At 43.6% G+C, this 23,733-nt stretch carries 17 protein-coding genes; 9 read left to right on the top strand and 8 right to left on the bottom strand.

What is annotated here, in order from left to right:
• Positions 1 to 126 precede the first annotated feature (126 nt).
• A complete protein-coding gene (locus AC1TO9_RS07510; RefSeq protein WP_482058776.1) occupies positions 127 to 6,297 on the top strand; it encodes an S-layer homology domain-containing protein in 6,171 nt (2,056 codons plus the stop codon).
• Positions 6,298 to 6,534: 237 nt separating this feature from the next.
• On the opposite strand, the gene AC1TO9_RS07505 is transcribed toward AC1TO9_RS07510, so the two are convergent.
• A complete protein-coding gene (locus tag AC1TO9_RS07505) occupies positions 6,535 to 6,681 on the bottom strand; it encodes a hypothetical protein (RefSeq protein WP_482058775.1) in 147 nt (48 codons plus the stop codon).
• 435 nt (positions 6,682 to 7,116) lie between these two features.
• Here AC1TO9_RS07505 and AC1TO9_RS07500 point away from each other — a divergent pair, with 435 nt between their 5' ends.
• A complete protein-coding gene (locus tag AC1TO9_RS07500; RefSeq protein ID WP_482054217.1) occupies positions 7,117 to 7,956 on the top strand; it encodes a divergent polysaccharide deacetylase family protein in 840 nt (279 codons plus the stop codon).
• Here AC1TO9_RS07500 and AC1TO9_RS07495 read toward each other — a convergent pair.
• A complete protein-coding gene (locus tag AC1TO9_RS07495) occupies positions 7,934 to 8,641 on the bottom strand; it encodes an N-acetylmuramoyl-L-alanine amidase (RefSeq protein ID WP_482054216.1) in 708 nt (235 codons plus the stop codon). The genes AC1TO9_RS07500 and AC1TO9_RS07495 overlap by 23 nt on opposite strands.
• A 166-nt stretch (positions 8,642 to 8,807) precedes the next feature.
• Here AC1TO9_RS07495 and hflK point away from each other — a divergent pair, with 166 nt between their 5' ends.
• The 3 genes from hflK (at position 8,808) to AC1TO9_RS07480 (ending at position 11,055) form a co-directional block, all read left to right on the top strand.
• The gene (gene hflK, locus AC1TO9_RS07490) at positions 8,808 to 9,857 is read left to right on the top strand and encodes an FtsH protease activity modulator HflK (protein WP_482054215.1); all 1,050 of its coding nucleotides are present in this window, start codon (positions 8,808 to 8,810) and stop codon (positions 9,855 to 9,857) included.
• Positions 9,854 to 10,717 (top strand): protease modulator HflC, encoded by an 864-nt coding sequence (hflC, locus tag AC1TO9_RS07485; protein ID WP_482058774.1) that lies wholly within the window; start codon positions 9,854 to 9,856, stop codon positions 10,715 to 10,717. Before hflK ends, hflC begins: the two co-directional genes overlap by 4 nt.
• A 128-nt stretch (positions 10,718 to 10,845) precedes the next feature.
• On the top strand, positions 10,846 to 11,055 hold the full coding sequence (locus tag AC1TO9_RS07480; RefSeq protein WP_482054213.1) for a YqzE family protein: 210 nt from the start codon (positions 10,846 to 10,848) through the stop codon (positions 11,053 to 11,055).
• Between the two features lie 148 nt (positions 11,056 to 11,203).
• Here AC1TO9_RS07480 and AC1TO9_RS07475 read toward each other — a convergent pair whose 3' ends face one another.
• The 6 genes from AC1TO9_RS07475 to AC1TO9_RS07450 form a co-directional block, all read right to left on the bottom strand.
• Complete coding sequence (locus tag AC1TO9_RS07475; protein ID WP_482058773.1) at positions 11,204 to 12,115, bottom strand: DUF4097 family beta strand repeat-containing protein; 912 nt, start codon at positions 12,113 to 12,115, stop codon at positions 11,204 to 11,206.
• Positions 12,102 to 12,668, bottom strand: coding sequence for a DUF1700 domain-containing protein (locus tag AC1TO9_RS07470; RefSeq protein WP_482058772.1), 567 nt, complete (start codon positions 12,666 to 12,668; stop codon positions 12,102 to 12,104). The genes AC1TO9_RS07475 and AC1TO9_RS07470 overlap by 14 nt, the downstream gene beginning before the upstream one ends.
• A gap of 75 nt (positions 12,669 to 12,743) precedes the next feature.
• Positions 12,744 to 13,070 (bottom strand): PadR family transcriptional regulator, encoded by a 327-nt coding sequence (locus tag AC1TO9_RS07465; RefSeq protein WP_482054210.1) that lies wholly within the window; start codon positions 13,068 to 13,070, stop codon positions 12,744 to 12,746.
• 221 nt (positions 13,071 to 13,291) lie between these two features.
• Complete coding sequence (locus tag AC1TO9_RS07460) at positions 13,292 to 14,314, bottom strand: hypothetical protein (RefSeq protein WP_482058771.1); 1,023 nt, start codon at positions 14,312 to 14,314, stop codon at positions 13,292 to 13,294.
• Positions 14,315 to 14,566: 252 nt separating this feature from the next.
• Positions 14,567 to 15,508 (bottom strand): YqhG family protein, encoded by a 942-nt coding sequence (locus AC1TO9_RS07455; RefSeq protein WP_482058770.1) that lies wholly within the window; start codon positions 15,506 to 15,508, stop codon positions 14,567 to 14,569.
• A gap of 1 nt (position 15,509) precedes the next feature.
• Positions 15,510 to 17,267, bottom strand: coding sequence for a DEAD/DEAH box helicase (locus tag AC1TO9_RS07450; RefSeq protein WP_482058769.1), 1,758 nt, complete (start codon positions 17,265 to 17,267; stop codon positions 15,510 to 15,512).
• Positions 17,268 to 17,540: 273 nt separating this feature from the next.
• Between AC1TO9_RS07450 and AC1TO9_RS07445 the strand changes: the two genes are divergently transcribed.
• The 4 genes from AC1TO9_RS07445 to AC1TO9_RS07430 all read left to right on the top strand — a co-directional run bounded on the left by AC1TO9_RS07445 (position 17,541) and on the right by AC1TO9_RS07430 (position 23,729).
• Positions 17,541 to 20,165, top strand: a complete 2,625-nt coding sequence (locus AC1TO9_RS07445; protein WP_482054206.1) for an adenosylcobalamin-dependent ribonucleoside-diphosphate reductase — start codon at positions 17,541 to 17,543, stop codon at positions 20,163 to 20,165.
• Positions 20,166 to 20,572: 407 nt separating this feature from the next.
• Positions 20,573 to 21,859, top strand: a complete 1,287-nt coding sequence (locus AC1TO9_RS07440; RefSeq protein WP_482054205.1) for a DUF5050 domain-containing protein — start codon at positions 20,573 to 20,575, stop codon at positions 21,857 to 21,859.
• Positions 21,860 to 21,943: 84 nt separating this feature from the next.
• Entirely contained in the window at positions 21,944 to 22,360 is a 417-nt protein-coding gene (locus AC1TO9_RS07435; protein WP_482054204.1) for a hypothetical protein, read from the top strand.
• A 247-nt stretch (positions 22,361 to 22,607) separates the two neighbouring features.
• The gene (locus AC1TO9_RS07430; protein WP_482058768.1) at positions 22,608 to 23,729 is read left to right on the top strand and encodes a TolB family protein; all 1,122 of its coding nucleotides are present in this window, start codon (positions 22,608 to 22,610) and stop codon (positions 23,727 to 23,729) included.
• Positions 23,730 to 23,733 lie beyond the last annotated feature (4 nt).

Below are 23,733 nucleotides of genomic sequence, written 5' to 3'. Positions count from 1 at the left end.
CTCTTTTCCGTTCTCTTATTTGTTTTCTATTTCTATCTTAATTTCCAATAGTTTCATATATGGGTACCTAAGTAGTAACCTAATTAGATGACAAAACTTCTAACAACATGAAGGAGACAGAATAATTTGAAAAACATTACAAAAAAGTTGAATACTAAACCAATCTTACGTGCTCTGAACGTCTTTTTGGCAGTTTCGTTGATCTTCACAACTCTATTCACAAATCCGATCACGGTTTCTGCCGCCGTCGATTATTCAAAACAAGCCTATGCGAGCTTCGTGATAAACAAGGGCAATCGCTATGACGTCTTGCGCGTCAACCCTAACATACTTAATACGGCAAATACGTATTTTATGTACACCCCCAAGAGTGGTCTTGCCACAACGCCCGCTTATCCAGCAACAGCCTCGGAAGTTATCGTTCAGGTCATGGACACTGATGTAACAGGCGGTTACACCACAACCAAGGCTGTTGGCCGTGTCATTTCAAAGCCGATTGCCGGTGACGGTACATTCGGCACAAAAATTCCCGAGAACAGTTTTGTTATAGGCGGCGAAGGTGCAACGTATCAAGCTGTCATAAACAGCCTTAACGTGGGCGATTTGATCGAATATATTCCGGCTACAGGTGCAAATGCCAGCGATGCGTATCAGCTTGCAGACCAAACGTATAACGGCGGCACCGGCGCTGCGACAAGTCCATACTGGGTAACGATCGCAACCCCCTCCAACGGAAGCTATACCATTCCGATTGATAAAGTGAATGACGGCACCGGTAATGGCACTATTAGTCTCTCCACTTATGGTACCTATGCGCTTTATATAGGCGAAACGGGACTCGCCGACTATATCAGTCACAATACCGGGACCGTGTATTCTTACCGGATCGGATTCAACGCTTCCGGCAACATCGTGTACTACGGCTCCTGGGCAACTAATCAAACAACAGTGGCAAACCTGAATGCTTTGGGTGTTACGAACCTGCTTGTCATCAAATTAAAAGCCACCGACACAGGCGTACCAACCTACCAGCCGGCGCCGGCCGATCAAGGTGCCTTTGCTCAGGAGTTTTCGAAAATCGTTGGATACAGTGCAACGAATGGAGGAACAGACACAGGCGCTTATACAGGCGTGATTGCCGCCGCCGCGAAAGCAGGCAACTTCTCCGGCTTCAAATTGACCGTATCCAACCCGTCTTTGACCGCGATCAAGCTCCCGAACGGCGGGATCGGCGTCACGGCTATCAATCCGACAACCGACGTTCCCAACACGATGACGGCCGCGAATAAAACCGTCATTTACACCAGTGTCTTCGGTAGCTCGGTCACGACACCTGATTCGACGAGCAATGTGATCGTTGTCGACAATACGGGCAATGTTCTACAGAACACAGCCGCAGGAAGTTCCCAAGGCATCTATACCATCCCCAGCAACGGCAGCGTTATTGTCAGCAATATGGGCTCGAGCTACTATGCAGCGGCCTTCGCCAACACCTTCCAGTTGGGCTCAAGCATTGCTTTTGATCCGACAACCATGCAGCTTACCTTGCTAAGCGCCTCGACGGTTGTTATCAAAACTGCTCTTCAAGCGGAGATTGCGGCAGCAACCGCATTGAATGAATCCGACTATACCTCCGCTACGTGGTCGGCACTTCAAACTGAATTGGCAGCAGCTCAGACGGTGGAGGCAAGCGATTCTGCCACCCAGAGCGAAGTGGACACTGCATGGATGAATCTGAAAAATGCAGTTCAGGCGTTGGTCAGACTCTCAGAGTCAAATGCAGTTTATGATATTCTGCACAGCGGGCTAACCTGGTCGACTCCGACAGGCGGGAATCTCAAGATCAATGCCGGCGGCGCCGTCGCAATCACAAATCTGAGAATAGATACACAGGATACGATAGGCTGGCCGAGTACCACCGCGACGATCCCGGGCGGCGGCTGGAGCATCAACACCCATGCTACACCTTATCTTTATGTGGATGTGACAACAGACCCGGATGTCACGAATGACGACTGGAATATCACCTTGAGCAACGGCAGCAGCAGCGTCAACCTTGACAAGATATTCAACGAAGGCTCGACAAATGACGGGCACGGATCGCAGAAGGTCAGGATCAATCTGAAAGATTCGAATTTTGCATCCATAACGACAGGCGGCGTGATCCATTTAAAAACCGTTTCGCTGCAAGCTGTTACCGAAATGTACCGAACGGTAACTTTCAACAAAGTGTATATCTCCGGCCCGCAGCAAAGCGAGGATACGAATAGTTATACGGATCCTGTAAAAATCCCTAACGGTGTGATGATGGATCGTACGGTAGAAAAGGATCCTTCAGAATACGAGATTAATCTCAAAAACAACGCAGTGGTTAACGACACGCTGAATCTTACCTATACATCCCAATCTGCTGGCCAATTAAGCGTAGAATTAGACGGGGAACCTGTTGATGGAACGTTGGTCACGCAGAAACCTGTATTGTCCGTTTACACGTACGGTCTCAACCCGACTAGTTTCCCATATGCCTCGGTGCTGTCACCAACTGAGGACGGAAGCGCCTGGAATGTGGATGGCCGATTCCAGAAAACGAGTACCGGAAGTACCAGCTATTGGCTGACCTCACCGGAACAGGTGCAACTATTAAATGAAGTGCATTCCGGTGTGAACGAGCTCCGAATTGCTCCCAGTAACTCGTCGGGTTATTTCAAGCTTGGAGAAACGCCTTTCGGAACGGATAACCTCAACGATATCCAGTTGAAGAATATCAGGCTTATCATGCCGAACGGCAAGGCCTATGCCCCGACAGGTGTTAATAAATACGCCCCTGTCGCCATTGGCAGCACCTCCTACTCGAAGACCGAAAACGTCACCTACTCCGACACTGCGGCTTATGCTCTCGGCGACGGATATCCGGCCGGTTCAAGTCTCGGTTTGGCCACTCTTGGCTTGTTGTTCGATATCTCTGCCGATGACATGGACCCGCTTTATAACGCCGAGTCTTTCTCGATCAACACGACGACCTTAACGGACGGGCCACACACCTTATCGCTTTATTTTAACGGCAGCGAGGTCAAACAAGTTAACTTTACGGTTAGCAATGCTGCGACCCGGCTTGCGCTTTCGCCGACTTATAGCAATGTCGGTTCTGCTTTTGACAGCGTGACACAATCATACTCTTTAAATTTGAACGTCAGTTCTGCGCTGAACGACCCGTTGGACGTAAGCTTCTATAAAGCGGAGCTCTTCCCGGTCAGCGGAACGGTCACTGAAGACAGCGGAACAGCAGAACTCAGCGATGATCAGATCAACGCTTTGAGTTCAACCGATGCCAATATGAGCACCAACGCATCTTCAGAGGTTCCGTCGCATGAATTTGATGTCAACGTCGGATCCTATACAGGTAATGTGATCTTAAGCTATAACGGAAGTACGAAGCCTGGGGAAACGATTCGTTTCTCGGTGTATAATCCGACAACTACAACTTGGGATGTTCTGTACAAGAAGCAGACGAGCATCCAGAACAGCTTCGTCGTCGATTCGGCCCAATATGCTTCCGATGGCATCATCAAGACCAAAGCCGATCTGGTCTATGTCGATAACGGCTCCGATACCTTTATGTGGTTCTCCGACCCTCAGATGTATACGAACTTCACGGGGCTTAATCACTTTTATTCTGATGTGACCAATTATGCAGTTTCTCAATATCAGGACGGCGATATCGGTTACTTTATCAATACCGGCGACCTGGTCGACCTGAACGTAACCTCCAACTGGCAGATTGCCGACGCCGCGCAGCAGATTCTGGATGACGCCGGCGTGCCGAACGGAGTTCTCTCCGGGAACCATGATGTCGGCAACCATACCGGAGTCCGCGGAGATTATACAAGCGGCGATTATAGGAACTATAAGAAGTATTTCGGCGAGTCGAGATATATCAACAACGATTGGTATGGAGGCAACATCGACGACAATACCAATCATTACGACCTGGTCACGATAGACGGCAAGGACTTCATATTCCTCTATCTCGGCATGGGCAGAGAGGCAAGCAGCGAAACCGTCAGCTGGGCCAACGAGGTATTGAGCAAATACCGTGATCGCAACGCCATCATCGGAGTTCACCAATATCTGAGCTATAAAGGCCAGTATTATGTAGATACTAACGGCAATAGTGAAACTGTTGGGCAAGATATATTCAATAAAATCGTCACGCCTAACAGCAATGTCGTCATGGTTCTATGCGGACATGAACCGGGCGCATTCACTCGGGTGACTCCCATTGCCGGAACGGATCGGAATGTCATTGAGATGCTAGCCAACTATCAAGTAGTGGATATCAGCCGCTCTCAGACGAGTACGGACACCTATTTCAGGTCTAACGGCGACGGATTCGTCAGGCTGATGACGATCGACGGGAACAAGCTGAACTTCACTACGTACTCCCCGTCGCTTGATAAGTACAACGCCTTCGCGCCACAAATCGACACTGGCACGGAAACGCTTGATCTGCAGAAGCCAGATCGTCAGCTGACGACCCTTAACTTCACCGCTACGGCTGGATCCGCCACACCGATCCAAGCCATTCAGGACCAGGCAAGCGGGAGCACGGTCTCAAGTACGCTTGATATGTCGAATGAGACGGCCGGAACCGGGATGTATGCTGCAATCCAGGATTCTGCAGGGAATATCACGTATTCTCCGGTATTCGTTTGGGCTACCGATGCAACTGCAGATCTGACATTCACCACTCAGCCCGAAGACGTGACGACGGGTGTAGGCGGAGCTGCCAACTTATCCGTTGCAGCAAGCGGCGAAGGGGTACTCTCCTATCAGTGGTATAGCAACACGGTAAACAGCAACAGCGGAGGAACCCTCATCGATGGAGCGATAGACAGCAGCTATTCCGCACCGACTGATGCAGCGGGAACAACCTACTTCTACTGTGTAGTGACCAGCCCCGACACCGGGGCAACGGCAACGAGCAATGCTGCCAAGGTGACCATTATTACGCTGGATATGATTGTGTTGACGACAATGGCTGGCGACTCGCAAGTGGATCTTGCATGGACATCCGTAGTGAATGCGACGTACACATATGATGTGAAACGAAGCACAACGTCCGGTTATTCTTATGTAACAATCGCAACGGATGTGGCAGCATCAAGCTACAAGGATACAACCGTAGACAACGGAACGACTTACTACTATGTCGTCACAGCGCTGGATCAAGGAGTGGAGAGCGCTTGGTCCAATGAAGCAAGTGCGACTCCAACTGAAGTGGTTGTTGTGCCAGCAGCGCCTACAGGCTTGATAGCAACGGCTGGCGACTCGCAAGTGAGTCTTGCATGGACCTCCGTATCGGATGCGACGTACACATACAACGTGAAGCGAAGCACGACGCCAGGCGGTTCTTATGTGACAATCGCAATGGATGTGACAGCATCAAGTTACAAGGATACAACCGTAGCGAACGGAACGACTTACTACTATGTCGTCACAGCGCTAGATCAAGGAGTGGAGAGCGCCGAGTCAAACGGAGCGATAGCGACACCGACTGCAGCGTATGTGCCGACGCCAACGCCAACGCCGACACCAACGCCGACGCCGACGCCGACGCCAACGCCAACGCCAACGCCAACGCCGACACCAACGCCAACACCGGAACCAACGCCTGGAAAACCAACGCTCAAGGGTGATCTTGTAGACGTTGAAGCGTTGAAGAGTACGATCGTACACGCAATAGAAACCGTTCCTGCTCTTACTTTTGATGATGTGTCGACAACAGGCTGGAGTACGAAATCAATCACGTTGGCTTCGCAAATCGGTTTTGTGACAGGGTATGCCGATGGCACTTTCCGTGCTGGCTCCTTCATTACAAGAGCAGAGTTCGCTACAATGCTCGTCAAAGCATTGGGAATCAAAGCTGAAGGTTCCGATACTTTCAACGACACTCATGGTCACTGGGCAGAGGTGGCTATTGAAGCTCTCAAGTCAAATGGTATAATTGCAGGTTATGGAGACGGAACCTTCAAAGCGGACAATGAGATCTCTCGTGCTGAGATGGCAACTATTCTCGCCAAGATAATGGATTTGAGGAACGTATCCGTAGCTTCCATGTTCTCGGACATATCGGGCAATTGGGCAGAGCAATCCATTAATCAACTGGCTAACGCGGGCATTATTAATGGTAAAGGGGCAAATACATTTGATCCTGACTCCCCTGCATCTCGCGCAGAGTCGGTAGCGCTAATCCTTCGCGTTCTGAATGTGGGCCTTGGTCTAGATTTGAAGCTGTAAGAACCTCCAGCTCGGAGGCGATTTCGTCAAGAACAGCCCGTTCGGATTGTATCTTAAGATTACAGGATCCACCCGTTACCGCAGAACCAACTTGATGGAATTGCGCTTTGACGCGGTTCCATCAAGTTGGGCGGTACCGCGAACTGACGCTCCTCGTCCCAGTACGGACGAAGGGCGTCTTTTTGTTATCTCAAAATAGGAAGATAGGTCAAGGAACAATGAATCGCGTTTACAACTTTAACTCGGGTCCAGTAGTATTGCCGTTTGGGATGCTGGAGCAGGCGCAGAGAGATATGTAAGGGATTTCTCTGCCAGGATCAGCTCGGACATTGTCGGACTTACGAGATGGTTGAAAGAGCCAATTAGTGAATCATCCTTCGACATTAGCTAGATAGCTGAAATCCCTTGTCCCACTGGGGATTTCAGTCGATGAATCCGATGCGTAGCGATCACACCGAAACCCCAATTTCAAGAATCAGGTTCTAATGGTGTAACAACCGTGGAGGTTCGAGTCCTCTTGGCCGCATAATCGATTTATAAAAGAGAAGCCTTGATTTTGAAGGCTTCTCTTTTATATTTGTCTGTATTAGGTGGCTAAGAAAGAACTAGAACAAAGAGAAGGTGATGAAGTATATGTCGTGATGCGGGTAATGCCGAAAGAATTAAGAGTTTACGGGATTGACGATATCCGCATCGAGCGAATTATACACGAGGAACTGGGCTTGAATATTTTGTGGGTACGTCTTTTTTTGTGCTCTGATACATAAATAACCCTCCTTACTCAAACAATGAAAGCAGAAGTAAGAAGGGGTGATCTATATGCGTTCAATAAGTAGTCGGTTTGTACAATGTCGTAAATGGGTAATTGTCTGTCTTGGGTTCAGCTTGATTTGGAACATTGGAAATGCGGATGCAGCGGGAGTGCGTACTGAAACCTCTCAGGCCAAGCCAAAGGTAGCGGTGATCATTGATGATTTCGGTAATGGACAGAATGGAACGGAAGAAATGTTATCATTGCCTGTCAAAATAACAGTGGCCATCATGCCATTCCTGCCAACAAGTCATCGGGATGCAGAGTTAGCCCATAAGAAGGGCTATGATGTCATCGTTCATATACCAATGGAGCCTAAGCATGGGAAAGCGAGCTGGCTTGGACCTGGAGCCATAACATCAGAACTTAGTGATACAGAAGTTCGTAAGCGGGTAGAAGATGCGATTGATGATATTCCATACGCGATTGGAATGAACAATCATATGGGTTCTCTAATAACTGGCAATGAAAGAATTATGTCTGTGGTGATGCAAGTCTGTCTAGAAAGAGGATTGATCTATATAGATAGCAGTACCAATTATCGTTCGATCGTTGGTAAGCTTGCAAACCAAATGGGCATACCTCCTGTAGCCAATCATATTTTCTTAGATGATGTTCACACGACCAGTCATATTAGTAGGCAATTAAAAGCTGTAGAATTATGGGCCAAGGATCATCACTATTGTGTCACTATTGGTCACGTCAGTACAAAAGGAGATAAAACTGTCCAATCACTTAAAGCACAAATTCCACAAATGAAGGAAAGTGTGGAATTTGTCGGAATAACTGATCTTGCGAGAGAAGTTTGGGGGTGGAATCCTGCTCCTATGATACCGTCAAATAACTAATAATACCTGCTACAATGGCCTCTGCTATGGCTAGTTGTTTACGTGGATTACAAAGCATGGCCCGATCTTCAGCATTACTTAGAAAACCCATCTCTACAATAACGGCTGGGTCTAGAACATAGTTGAGAATATAATATGGTTTACCATATACAGGCTGTTGGTGTGTGGTGTATAGAGGATTTAGATGTTGTTGAATGATATTGGCAAGAAGGAAACTACGTCCTTCATTCTGGTGCAACACGAGCGGGCCACGTTTATTAGCTCTCTTTCCCCAATTGACATGCAGGCTAACCACAATTTGTGTCGGAATGGAGCGACTTAACTCCTTACGCTGGGCTAAATCGCGAAGGTGACGTGAAGAGTTGTTCAACCAATGATTGTCATCGCTGAGGGCGTAATCTCCTGAACGATTCAATACGGCATCGTAACCCTTGCTTCGGAGGAGCATATATACTTTTTTGGCAACAATAAGATTGATATCCTTCTCTAGAATTTCTTGAAAAGATGTTCCTCCGTCGATTCCCCCATGACCTGCATCAATTAGAATGGTTTCTTTGGTGAAGGCAGATTGAGCTGGATCTTCAGGGGCAGCAATGATATAACTTGGGTTGGATAGCGTACTAAATAGTAAAACGATAGCCATCGTAATAGCTAGTAGATAACTTTTCCTGGATAAGATGATCATTGTTTCGTAGCACCTCTCTTTTCGTTTGAGTAACTGAATGTTAGAATGTGCAAATATGTGGAGAAAATTCATAGAAATATTTTTTTTAGAAAAAGAAGAAACCATTATCTAGTTCTTACGTACTAACCCTATAGTGAACCATTTGTTCAGAAGGGGAGAGATATTATTGAGCTTTAGTAATCAAGATCAGAACCACAGTAATAGTGGTCCAAAGATGCCAGATTTTAAGCCGGGAACAGTAAAAAAAATAGTTATCGGTATTGTTTCAGCAATCATTATTCTGTTTGTAGGATCATCTTCGTTCTATACGGTGCAAGAGCAAGAGCGTGCTGCTATTCTTACATTCGGTAAGTATTCGCATGAATCTTCGGCAGGATTACATTTCAAATGGCCTTATCCGATTCAACAGGTTATAACGGTCCCAGCGGAACTGACACAACGAATACATATCGGTTACCGTGAAGAGGGGAATAAATCAGTTGAAGTTGAAGATGAAGCGATGATGATTACGGGCGATGAGAATATCGTATCAGCGGACGCTGTCGTTCAGTGGAAAATAAGTAATATCCGCGATTATTTATTTAATATTGATGATCCAGAGCAATTTCTGCGTAATGCGGCCAGTTCTTCGATCCGTGCTGTTATTGGTTCAGAGAAATTAGATTATGCGATTACAGATGGTAAGACGGTCATTCAAGATAAGGTTCGAGAGAAGTTACTTGAACTCCAGACCAAATACAATACGGGTATTCAAATTATCGATATTAAATTCCAGGATATTGAACCCCCAAGCGGCCAAGTATCAGAAGCATTCCGTGAAGTAACGAATGCGCGTGAAGAGAAGAATACGAAGATTAACAATGCTGCGAAGTATGAGAATGATCTTATTCCCAAAGCACGCGGTGAGGCTCAAGCACTTCTGGAGAATGCAGAAGGAGAGAAGAAGTCACGGATATTAAATGCGCAAGGTGACGTAGCTCAATTTAACGCGATATATGCGGAGTATGTGAATAATCCAAACGTGACTGAGAGCCGTCTGATTCTAGAAACTTTAGAGAAAATTCTACCTAATGCACAAATATTTATTACGAATACAAATAGTGATACGGTGAATTACTTACCATTGAATGAGCTCATGCGCAGTGGTTCGAATAGCTCAACTAATTCAACCAATCCACCTGCTACAACTGCTCCACAAGGAGGCGTTACACAATGAAGAATAAATGGATAGCTCTTGTATCGGTCATTCTTATCCTTATTTTGGGATCAGGATCTATGTATGTTGTGAAGGAAGGAGAATATAAGGTCGTACTTAGATTCGGTGAAGCAGTAAGAGCAGTATCAGAGCCAGGATTAAAGTTTAAGATTCCGTTTATTGAGAATCTTTCAACTTTGCCTAGATATCAGATGACTTATGATAGCGCTCCTACCACCATACTTACGAAAGATCAGAAACCGATTGTCGTCGATAATTATACCGTATGGCGTATCAATAACGCCTCGAAGTTTCTAAGAACCGTTCAGTCGGTTAATGGTGGTACTCAACGAATCAATGAAGCGGTATATAACTCTGTTCGCCGTAAGTTATCAGAAGTGAACTATGAGAATATCATTAGTGAGAATACTGAACGCGGTAACATTAATGATGAGATAACGAAGGATGTTATTGATGCATTAACGAGAGATGATTATGGGATTGAGATTATTGATGTTCGTATCAAACGTACCGACTTACCAGAGGAGAATAAACAAAGTGTGTATAACCGGATGATTTCTGACCGTCAATCGATCGCAGCTCGTTATTTATCTGAAGGTGATGAACAATCGCGTAAAATAACGTCTAAAGCGGATCGTACGTCAACTGAGCTGCTTGCCCAAGCGCAAGCTGATGCGAAGAAGATTATTGCGGAGGGCGAAGGAGAAGCGGCAAGGATCTATAACTTGGCATATGGTAAGGATCCACAATTCTACAGCTTCTATCGGACGTTAGATAGCTATGTGACGACACTAAAGAACGAACCAGTCATCATGTTACCAATCGATTCACCGTATGCTAAAATTTTGCTAGGTAAGTAATAATTAAGAACCGCGTTCTTTCCGATACTTCGGAGAGGGCGCGGTTTTTGGTTTAAATCCTCTGCTAATTGCACAACCTAGTCATAAGCACTCTCAATGCGACCAATGAGCAAAGGAGATGAGTAGTTGTGGGAGATGAACTAAAATTGGTGAAATACATTACAGAACAAGTCGTCACTTATATAGAAACACCGCGTGAAGAGCGTCGTACAACGGTAAAAGAGCCTTGGTCCACGAAATGGTTCGGTATGATACCGATCGGTCTGACTTTGTGGAGACGGAATAGACATCCCATATCCGAGGCATCATGGCAAGATACTGACGGGGAAGAGAATTAACCTTTGTTACTTTTATTCGAACCTTATCTTCTGACCCTTTAATATATTGTGCAAAAGCGTCACTGTATTTTGCTTGAATTTGCTTCGCTGTATAATAATAGCTGTTATATTTACCAATAACTTTTCTTTCAAGAAGTGGTACGGACAATCATCGGTTTTCTACAGTTATTTTTCCATCCTTCGAAGATAAATTGATTTTAACTTCTCCCGATCCAATTGTAACGTTAGATCTTTCTTCGCCGAAAATCTTAATGCTTCCGTTATCAGCCTGTGCATGAATCGTCGCATTTGTAGGCTCGGTAGAAGTCAAAATATCAATGCGACCATTATTGGTAGTGAAGTCAATCGGGTAATCAAGTGAGTCTGTCAACAATTCGATCTGCCCGTCATTCGCATTTGCTGAGAGCTTGCCTTTGATCTCTTTCAGCCCGATCTTTCCGTTATCAGCAACGGCGGAGACTAAATCTGCCTGAATACGTTTAAACTCAATACGCCCATCATTTGCTTTAGCTTTGATGGTAGAGCCAATCATATTTTCTGCTTTTATTCGACCGTTATCGGATTCAATAATAATCGAATCAGCGTGAATGTCTCTTAATTCAATCCGTCCGTCATTCGCTTTAACGTTTACTTCGCTTGCCTCCATATCTTCTGCTGAAATCGAACCATTGCTGCTCTGAATCTGTACGGTGTCATACAGTTTTTTCGGTACATACACTTTCAATGTTTCTGATTTCGGAACAATGTCGAAATTATAAAATTTAGGACTCGCTTCTTTATAGACAATTGATAAAATGGAGTCCCGAACGGTAGCCGAAACATTATTTCTTATACCACGTCCTGAAATTTCGATAAAAGCACCCGCTTCATTTGTGGGAATCAGTTCAACCCGAGCATCATTGGTTGATATCTTAATGTTCGTGAAATTCTCATCTTTAATTGTGATTTCTTCCGTAACCCATTCGGATTTTTGTGTTAAATTATAGGTCAAAACACTTCCGACAACACCGACTAGTAAAAGGAGCAAAGCAATAATCGATATCTTTTTAATGTTCAGCATGTTTTAAACCTCCTTTCACAAGTTTCATGTTGAATTTCATATAGTAAACAAAACCGTTCATCAAAGACTTCGTAGCGAATAGCATACCAATTGCGATGAAGAAACCGAGTCCACACAAGGCTACTGAACTGAATAAATCGAAATACTCAAATGTACTTGGGTAAATAATAACATTTAGCAAAACGAGGAGAGGTGCTGCTATAAATCCAATGCCTGCCACCCAGCCAGCAATAATTACAGCGAGTATTGCAATGAATGGTCCAAGGACAATAATAAGGTTGAAGAACCCTAAACCAATAAGAGCCCACATTGCACGCATAATATTACCCGTTGTTACAGTAGTTTTCGCTTTTTCAAGATGGTATGTTGCGGACAACTCTTTGCCTATATTTTTTGGAGAGCCAAGGGAGGTTGCAATTTGCTCCTCGGATTTCCCATCTAAAAGCCCATTTGTGAAATACTCTTCATAGTCCTGTAATATTTCTTGCCGGTCGTTGATAGGAAGTCGTGTTAGAGTTGCTTTTAGTTCCTTTAGAAATTTTTCCTTATTCATCTAAACATTCCTTCCAAATAAATTTTCTGATCTATTCTTGATTGGATTACAATGCTTCAACTATCTGTCGGAAAATTAAATTTCATTCCGTAAACTTTCCTCGATTAATGTATTCACGCCATCCGTGAAATTCCTCCATTCCGCCAACTGTTCATGAAGATACTGGCGACCTGTCTCTGTCAACTTGTAATATTTCCGTGGAGGACCTTCCGTTGAATCCTGCAAATAGGTCGTGAAATAACCCTCCTTTGTCAAACGGCGAAGGAGGGGATAAACCGATCCTTCCGAAATGGCAATCTGATTGGAAATCTTTTGTACGAGTTCGTATCCGTAGCGATCTTGCTTGTCGAGAAGGACAAGAACACATAGATTCAAAACACCTTTTTTGAATTGAATATTCACCCAACAACTTCTCCCTCACTACTAGTTAATGTACAGTACCGTTTCATGTAAAGTACTTGCTGAAAAGAATATATCACATGGTACTATCCATTGCAAGGTACTGATAATTTATAATAGTGCGGATGCACCTGACACCCACACTATTATAAATTATTTGTTTTAGGATCTTTTATATTTGACTTTTCTTTTATAGATTGAACCTTTTCATCCACATAACAAGATCATTCTGTCAACTCAGGGAAAGCACGGAATTCCCCTTTGCTGCGTAAGAGAGATAAGGGAAGATATCGCTGTCCGCTCAGACCGGTACCTACATAAATAGTTTGTTGCGGAGTAGCTTTACTAGAGGTCCACTTCTGAAAACCTGATACTGCAAAGGGTCCGCCCACATCATCATTATGATAGGGTGCCGTGAAGATTAAGTTGTTATTATTATTGATATAGTTGACTATATCGTCGTCAGATAGCAGCGATAGACGTGGGGTTGTGATCCACATGAGATTTGCTAGTGGGTCTCTTTCCCCTTGTCGAGCTACCGCAGCTGCGGATGTAAAAGAGTAATCTTGTTCAGTAAAGTGTGCGGTATTTAGCTTAGAAGTTTGTAGGTTGAGCTTCTTTAAGTGCGATTCGTCCCAAGGAAGGACGTCCATGGTTAGTGCGTTAAGGTATAAGGTCTCATAGTTCCCAAATGATATTTTCCATAAAGGGAGTAATGGTGCATAGAGAGGCTCTATGTTAGTTGGGTACGCATACTTAGATGATGAGGAAATGATGTCTGACTGCATCAAGGTCTGATGCAGGGAAGTTAGATCGTAAGGTACCGAGGGACTGCGTCCGTATTCGCTGAGTATATAGGCTTGGGTATCACTGTCTTCTGCTGTGAAGATGAGATAGCCGAGTTCTTGTTGATTCATGGATACGGTAACGAGCCAGCTATGTGTACCAGGTCCTAGCGGGAAGTACCCAAGTTCGGAATTCTTCCAAGAAGCGAATGATGCTTGTTCTGAAAGTTGCTCGACAACAGTCTCGGTAAGAGTCTTTAAGACGGAAGGAGCAGGAATTGAACTCTGACCTGTTGTGACAGCCCAATCCGAAGGCTCATTGGGGGATTGCACTGTAGTCTTTTTCACGACAAAGGATTTTTTAGATATTGCTGCAGCACTGACAGTAGATACAGAAGCCGACGGCTGAGTGGCAGACATCAACAAATGGACACTGAGCAGGGCGATCATTAACTTGGACATTGTAGGTAAGAAGTTCATACAATCCACCTTTCACAAATAGAGGTTGTTCAAAAAGTCATCTTTTGATCACGAAGCATAGTGGGAAGCGTATTCGACATCGAATATTGAATTCAGCCGGTCTTACTCGCACTAATGGGAGCTTATTACAGTGTAAAGGACAGGCTTTAAAAAGGGTGTTGCAAACTGTCATGAGGCCAATGAAAAGAGAGGGTCTTATTTTGCCCTCTTTTAGCGATGGAAGTCATACTATCTCTACTGCATAGGTCTGAGGTGAAATAGACCGCAAGTTATGGCGGACAGTTTCACTTTGGGCTCGTATTGCCAGGCCATTTCACTACGTCTTGCATCGTATTGCTCACGGATGTGGTTATTCTTCTCTTCATCGGGGTCATTCATCATATGTTCATAATAACTATCAATAATCGCGAGCTCTTCCTTTAACCGTTCTTGTGCTTGATCTGCCCATTGGTAGTCGAGTTGGTTGAGTGTAGCAATCAGATTGGATTGTAACTGTTCGGCAGCCTTGCCTAAAGACAGTTCCGCAGGATTAATATGAACATTCTCGGGAATTCTCGGGCTTAAGCTTCGACCTGCTAATTGTTGACGGAAATCCTTGGTTATGACACCACTTAACAAAGAGATCCCCATGAAATGGAGTTGTTCTTTTTTCACATCACAAGTCATTTCTACTTTGAAGCAGACCGCTAACCAAGGTTCATAGGCGGCAGAGAATAGTGCGCGACGTTGTAAGTTTCCTGGTTCTTCAAATAAATAGACAGAGGAGCCTTCCCGTCTAGCAGCATCCCATATTTGCTGAAGTCGTTGGCTTCCATAGTTCACATCTTCACGTAGAATTCGACCGGGTCCCATGCGAGGCACCGTAGGTGTTACATCGAAATAGCGTGACAGAATGCTGTCTTGCGGAATCCCCTCACTATTCATTATAGGAGCAGGCTTCACATCGGGTACGGTGTAGCGTTCGGAATCGAAGACAAAGGTGTAGCACAAAGTTTCGGGATCTACTCCAGTACGCTCAACAAATCCCCAATAATAGGGACGATTCGTTAGTTGCTTATCAGCTTGGGGCGATAACTTCACCGTGATATGATATGGAGATTTCTCGATCACTTGACAGTCGGTCGCTTCTAAATAAGTCATCATATGTTGTTGTACTTGATCAGAAGACATACTCATGTCATGCCTCTTCCTCTCTTAATTCACTTAGGTCACTTATGCCTTCAACTTCAACTTGCCGCTTTACTTCATCTAATGTTTGACCGAGTGAACTAACCTTTTGTCTTAACTCCTCATTCGATTGGGATTCCAATACTATTTTATAGAGACTTTTCTCTAGAGATTCCTTTTTCTCGAATCGCTCTAGGATGACATCGAGTCCACCAATGACTGTTTCGAACATATTAATTTTTTCATGTAGCAAATTTAAAATATGTTCTTCAATCGTTCCTGTCGTAGATAAATTGAATATCTTCACATCATTCTGTTGTCCTAATCGGTGGATTCTCCCAATTCGTTGCTCTACACGCATCGGGTTCCATGGCAGATCGAAGTTAATCATATGGTGGCAAAATTGTAGATTGATCCCTTCGCCACCCGCTTCCGTAGCAATCATCACTTGTGCTCGACCACGAAATAGATCCATCATCCAATCCTTCTTACCACGATTCATACCTCCACGATAAGGAACGCAATTCAGTCCATGTGCACGAAAATACTGCAATAAATATTCTTGAGTGGCACGGTATTCTGTAAATACGATCACTTTTTCATTCATATCGCGGATAAGCTCCATCGTTTTCTCGGCCTTGGTGTTGGACTTGATTTCTTTGATCATATAGACGAGATCCCATATTTTGGCGCGAAGAGGGGAGTCCTCGGGCATTTTCTTAGTTAGATTTACTAACGTAACGAATACAGCATCACGGCTACTGCAAACTTCGCGTTGAAGGGTTACTAAAGACAGCATACTGCTGAGGTTACTTCCGGCTGCATCATACTGATCTTTCACATAAGAAGTCACACCGTCATATAAAGCTTGCTCGTCAGGAGATAGTTGAAGATTGACATTACGAACCGTTCTTTTGGTGAAAATAGTAGGACCTTCGCCCCGACGATTACGAATCATGACCTTAGAAAGTTCGTCTTTCAATAGTCCTTCGTTCTTAGCGATGCGCTTATCGACAACATAGTTCGTGGAGAACTCACCCTGTTTCCCAAGTTGACCAGGCTTCAGCAGTGTGATCAGATTGAATAACTCTCGAAGGTCGTTCTGAACAGGAGTTGCTGTGAGTAGCAGACAATATTTCTTCCTGAGCTTTTGGATGAATTGGTAGTTCGATGTCTTCTTATTTTTGAGTTTATGTGCTTCATCAATAATGAGCATGTCATATTCTTGATCTAATAGAATTTCCTTGTGAGGATCTCTCTTCGCTGTATCCATAGAAGCTACGACGATATCTGAGTTCCAAGAGTAGGCTTTCTTCTGAGCGACGGCTGGAATGCCAAACTTACTATTCAATTCACGAACCCACTGAAGAACCAATGACGCCGGTACGAGAATAAGCACTTTCGAGACTAGCCCGCGAATGATATATTCTTTTAGAATAAGTCCAGCCTCAATTGTCTTACCCAGCCCTACTTCATCTGCCAGAATAGCTCTCCCAGACATGTTAAATAATACTTTACGTGCCGTATCTATTTGATGGGGAAGCGGGGTTAGACCTTGAAGGTATTTGAGACATTGTAATTCATCAAAACTTGTAACCAAACGGGATTCTTCACCCTGTACAGCTAATTGGAACAATCGCCAGTCGCCCCAAGGTCCTCCTTTGTCAACACGATTCTCTAAATCTTCAAGCCAACGATTATCAATCACGAGTGGAACGGGCAACTCTTGTGTCGTCATAATGTGAGGATGAGTGCTTGGCGTATCCATGATTACCCTCCCTTTTGAATGAATAGAATTCACTGTAAGGTGTAGTATGCACTGAAGTAGTGGAGTTCATAACTAATGATGAAAGAAAGAGGTTGATAGAGGAAAATGAAGATTGTCTAATAATGAATAGGTTTCTTGGCTGAAATTTCACCAATTCGGCATAGAATTACAATATGTAGTGTAGTATAATATTCTGAGCACAATATATTGTGGAATATAGTTTTGGAATCTCGGATTTCAAAACATGAATACCATTAATGGGAGGTTGTTTTTTTGAGCGAATTACAGCATACAAGCCGATTAGAGGGCTTAAGTGAGAAAATATTTCTGGATAGATACGCGTGGAAAGATGCGGATAGTAATAACGCTAAGGTAGGGGATGTAGTTCTAGTCCTGACGAAGGATGACCCTAAATTCCCAACGAAGGAAGTAGGCGAAATTGTTAAGCGCGAGGGTAGATCGGTAACGGTGAAAACGCGCAGTGGCGAACTTGTAGAGTCTCAAGTTGAGAAGCTTACATTGAATATTGAGAAGACACCTGAAGAGATGTGGGATCGCTTAGCGAAGGCGATGTCCTCTGTTGAGGAGACACCAGAGCTTCAAGCCGAATGGCAAGGGAAGTTCCGTTATCTGTTGGATGATTGGAAGCTTGTTCCTGGGGGACGGATTGCGGCAGGAGCTGGTGCGAGTGAAGAACTGACCTTGTTTAACTGTTATGTTATCCCTTCACCAAAAGACAGCCGTGGCGGTATTATGAACACTCTTTCGGAGATGACAGAGATTATGGCACGTGGTGGAGGTGTGGGGATAAACTTATCATCCCTTCGACCGCATAGATCGATCGTCAAAGGGGTAAATGGTTCATCAAGTGGTGCTGTATCATGGGGAGGTCTATTCAGTTATACGACGGGTCTAATTGAACAGGGTGGTAGCCGACGTGGGGCGCTCATGTTGATGATTAACGATTGGCATCCGGATGTACTAGATTTCATTACGGTGAAGCAGACGATGGGTCAAGTAACGAATGCTAACCTATCTGTTTGTGTGAGCAATGGGTTCATGAAGGCTGTCAAAGAAGATCTAGATTGGGAATTAGTATTCCCAGACACATCAATGCCTGGTTACGATGAAACGTGGGATGGCGATTTAGATAAGTGGAAGCAAGCTGGAGGCAAAGTGATCCCGTACCGTACGGTGAAAGCACGTGAAATTTGGAATACGATTACGGAAGCGGCATGGAAATCCGCTGAACCTGGTGTCGTATTCATGGAACGTTATAATGATATGTCTAACAGTTGGTATTTTAACCCGATTATTTGTACGAATCCTTGTGGTGAGCAAGGCTTGCCGGCTTGGGGTGTATGTAATTTATCTGCGATTAATTTATCGAAGTTCTACGATGCGAAGACGCATGATGTGAATTGGGATGAACTAGCAACAACAACTCGTTATTCGGTGCGCTTCTTGGATAATGTCATTAACAAGACACCTTACCATTTTGAAGAGAATGAGAAGAACCAGAAGAAGGAGCGGCGTGTAGGTCTAGGTACGATGGGGCTCGCAGAATTGATGATTAAACTGAATATTCGTTACGGTAGCCCAGAATCATTGGAATTCCTTGATAAAGTATTTGGTTTCATAGCTCGCGAATCTTACTTGGCATCGGCAGATATTGCGGAAGAGAAAGGTTCATTCACAGCATTTGATGCTGAGAAATACTTACAAAGTGGATTCATGCGTAATATGACGGAAGTCTACCCAGAAGTTGGCCAAGCTATTAGAGAAAAAGGTATGCGTAACGTGACAGTCATTACGCAAGCACCGACAGGTAGTACGGGTACAATGGTCGGGACTTCAACGGGGATTGAGCCATATTTCGCATTCAAATATTATCGTCAAAGTCGTCTAGGTTATGATGAGCAATTCGTGCCGATCGCGCAGGAGTGGATTGAAGCACATCCTGGTCAGGAATTGCCGGATTATTTCGTCACATCGATGGATCTGTCGGCTAAAGAGCATATTTATGTACAAGCAGCGATTCAGCGCTGGGTAGATAGCTCCATCTCGAAGACAGCCAACTGTCCTTCCGACTTTACCGTAGAAGAGACGGCAGAGCTCTATGAGCTGGCATTCGATCTCGGTTGCAAAGGCGTAACCATCTATCGTGATGGTAGTCGTGACACGCAAGTTCTCAATACGGAAAAGAAGGAATCTGTGGACAATGTGGCACAAGAAGTGGAAGAAGAGAATCAAGTAGTGGATCATATTGCAGGTGAAGATGCTGCTCTAGAATCACTAAGTGGAAGTCTGACGTCTGAAGCGTCCGTTGAATCGCAAGAGACGAAAGTCGTTGATAAGAAGTATAAGAGACGTCCACAAGTTCTGCGTGGAGCGACATATAAGGTGAATACACCATTTGGGATGGCATATATAACAATCAACGATCTCAATGGAATCCCTAGCGAAATCTTCCTGAATGTTGGTAAGGCAGGATCTGACGTATTCGCTATGGCAGAAGCTTTAGGTCGTGTATGTTCCTTGTTCCTCCGCTATGGAGATCATGGGCAGAAAGTGGAACTCCTTATTAAGCATCTTAAAGGAATCGGTGGTTCAGGCGCTATTGGCTTCGGTGCGAATCGTGTGGAATCCATCGCAGACGCGGTTGCGAAAGCACTAGAATCTCATGTACAGAGTGATGCAGGGAGTGAACATGATCATGATCATGATCCAGCACCTGTAGCGCGCGCAGTAGAATCAGCGAACGCTGGCTCTGGTCAACATCATCAGGGGATAAAGCAAACATCTCGTGACCTATGTCCAAGCTGTGGTTCAGCTGCACTTATCAGCATCGAAGGATGTAAGACGTGTAGTAACTGTGGATATAGTAAGTGCTCGTAGGGTGAGGTTTAATATTTACTTTGGTGATCGTTTGTGATGGATCGCGAAAGCTGCGAAAAATTCTACAATGTTGCGAAAAATGGATCATATAAATTCTAATAAAAATACTGATAGTTGAGCCTACAGAACAATAGTTCTGTAGGCTTTTGTTTAATGGGTTACCCCGCTAGATCTACAACAAAAATTAACGAAGATTGATAATGCAGATCATAGATTATCAACATCAAGCTAACGGCGAACGGTAGTTGATTGAAATGGTAGTTACTGGTACTAAACTGAAGGGCAGCTTAGGTCAACAGTGCTGGGTAATAATATTTTTCCTTTAATGCGAACTTTGGGTTTAAAGTTGCGTCTAGATTACTATATAGAATCTTCTAAAAACATTTTTTGAGAGGGGTTTTTTTAAGTTGCAAAAATTGACAGAAAATGAGGTGTCTATATTGAAGAAGAGGGCTTTTGTTCTTCTCTTGTCCTTTTGTTTACTAAGCTCAGGAACGAGTTTTGCAAATTCGGTAGATAAACAATCGATAATCGTTAGTGTAAATGATTATGTAATAAATTTAGATGTGGAACCTATTAATGATCAAGGAACGGTTTTTGTCCCGATCCGTTCTATTGTGGATTCATTAGGAGGTAAAATAATCTCATGGAAGAACAACGATGTATTCATATCGAAAGGAACCACTACGGTTAAGCTAAGCATGGGTTCTAAAACGGTCTATAAAGATCACGAACAATTTTCGCTTATAGCTGCTCCAAAGTTAATAAATGGGAGAATATTGGTACCCCTTCGTTTTCTCTCCGAAGCGTTAGGTGCGTCGGTAAATTATGAAAACCATCGTGTAACGATTATAACGGACGACTCAAAACAATCACTAGACGTCAGTGGAAACACAATAGGTAACCTAAACAACGATGGCTTGTATGTGGAATATAAAGAATGGATTTATTACAATAATCATCGTGACAGCGGCAAACTTTACAAAGTAAATACAGATGGCTCCCAAAGACAAAAAGTCAGTGATGGAAAATTCGTCCAGTATCTTAACATCGTTAACGAAATTCTTTATTATACAAGTGACAATAAACTTTTCAAATCAGATTTAGACGGGGCAGATCGAACGCTTCTAAAGGACTTTGGAATTGGGAGCAACTTGGTAACAGTTATGGGTGATTGGATATATTACACGGAAGGAACTTCTATGCATAAACCGCTATATCGCATGAAGGTGGACGGAACATCAAATGAGTTGCTTGAAAAGAATGGTGTATCGAGTATCGCTATAACAGGTAGAAATATTTTCTATACGATTAATTTCAACAAATTATTCGTTATGGAGATTGATGGTAATAATAAAAAGAAACTGTTGGATGGCGGCTATATCATGTGGGTAGATGTAAAAGACCAGTCATTATTCTTTAACTATGATGGGCAGCTTTACACAATGGGTACAGACGGAAAGTCATTAAAGAAAATCTCGGAACATGATGCTCAAAATATTAACGTGAAAGGAGATTGGTTATATTACAGCAACCACTCAGAATATACTAAGAAATTATTTCGGATAAACCTAGTCGATAAGACAACCCAAAAGCTCAGCGACCACAAAACATTTTACCTTCACATACTGGGTGATAAGATTTTCTTTTACAATCCTGATGTCACTAGCATTGAAGAGATTACTGTTGAATGAAATGAAAAGGCAATTGAAATAAAACCAGCTAATATCTTGTCAATATATTTCTCTTAATTCAGGTTGTTAAAGGAGTTTGAGAAGATGGCTAAACTACATGACAAAAAGAACAATGGTACTTTTGTCGAATTCACTTTTTTAAGATGTATACCAGGGGAAGACGAAGGTTGCCAACTTAATTTCAAGTATTATAGAGAAAATAATAAAATTTATGAATTGTGTTTTGGATGGACAAATTTAACTATAAAAAATTATATTGAGGTAACTTCAAAATTCCCATTGGAGATGTTAAACAATTTTATATTAAATGGTATGTATGTCTCTTTTGAGAAACATCTTTACCAATTGGATTGGAAAAAGCTAAGAGAAGAAAAAATATATAGACTTAGATTTTTTGGGTCGCAACAAGATTTTTCGATAAATGTAGTTGATGATGCAGTCAGAAAGTTTGGCCGCGAATTAGAAACTGAGTGGAAAGAAGGGCTTCATCTAGCTCAATAAACAATAGAGACAGCTAGTTAACCTAAAACTTAAATGATGAAATACTATGTCTCTAATTCTTTAGAGAAGACCCCAAGATGATTTGAAGTCATTAATCTTTTGGGAATTGTGGGAAAATGGTAACAAGCCGCTTCCAGTTCACGTCACTAATGTAACAGGGGAATAGTATGATAAAAATATTTTTTGCGATAGTTAGTTTTGTGTTGTGCATTCCTGATTGTGAACATCATTCGAGGAGGAGATCTAAATGAAGAAAACCCAAATAATCATGATGGCAATTGTTCCAGCGTTACTAATGACTCTCACTGCCTGCAATACAGATCCGGTCGTTAATAGCCCTGCCATTCAAGGGCCAGAGAATACCACAACAGTTATTGACGATTCCAGCAAAGAATCAGTCGAGCCCGATGTTTCCGTGGGGAAAATTGATCACTATGAGAATATAGCCATCTCCGATTGGTTGGATGAAGAAACGGTCATTATTTCAAAAGAAAACGAAGATTTGGACAAAATGAGCCTCGAAGAGCTATCGGATTCCTATCCCAAAAGCCTGTATCTGTATCATCTGAATACCAAACAATACGATTTGTTAAAAGAACAAAAAGAGGTGTTTCTGGGCGACGCTGTCTTATCGTCCGACAAGAAGCATCTGTTATATAGCGAATACTCATTAGGGGATCCCGTCTTTCACGTGATGAATCTGGATACTTTGGATTCATTCGGCATCATGGGCGATCCAATCGGAGGGGCAATTAACGCCCATTGGACCGATGCTGAAACGGTTATTGGGACTTCCTACAGCGGCGCTGCCTTTACGGCAAGTATATCTGGGGAGATCGCAGCAGTGACTGGGCTATATGGGGAAGAGGACCCCATATTTACGGTCCAAAAAATGAAGGATAAGTTCTATTACAATACCCATTCCGATCAAATTTTACAATCTCTGGATGTAAAAACGAAGACTAAGTCAAGTTTAAATCTTGATCATGTTTATAATATATCCCCGTCGCCGGACGGAAATCAAATATTGGTGTTGCAAGATAACGCCTCGAAACAAACGTTAATCCTTTGCGATGCGGACGGGGGAAATAAAAAAATCATCGCGGAAGGTGCGGAGTTGGGCGGTGTTTCATGGTCGCCGAATCAGCGAATGATTGCCTATATCCTGAAAACCAATGAGAACGGTACAACTGTTAACGGACTTTATCTCTACGATCTGTTAACCGATAAGCCTACTCAGATCGCGGTAGATATCGAAGGTGTAACAACCTCTTGGAGCCCTTCGAGCAGAGAACTGGCGTATACCGATTGGAGTGAAAATCAAAACAGCAGCAGTATTGTCCATTTAACGTATTCGTTACAGGATTAAAGAA

The sequence above is a fragment of the Paenibacillus sp. Y916 genome (genome assembly GCF_056786435.1).
This window is presented reverse-complemented; position numbering and strand designations above follow the sequence as displayed.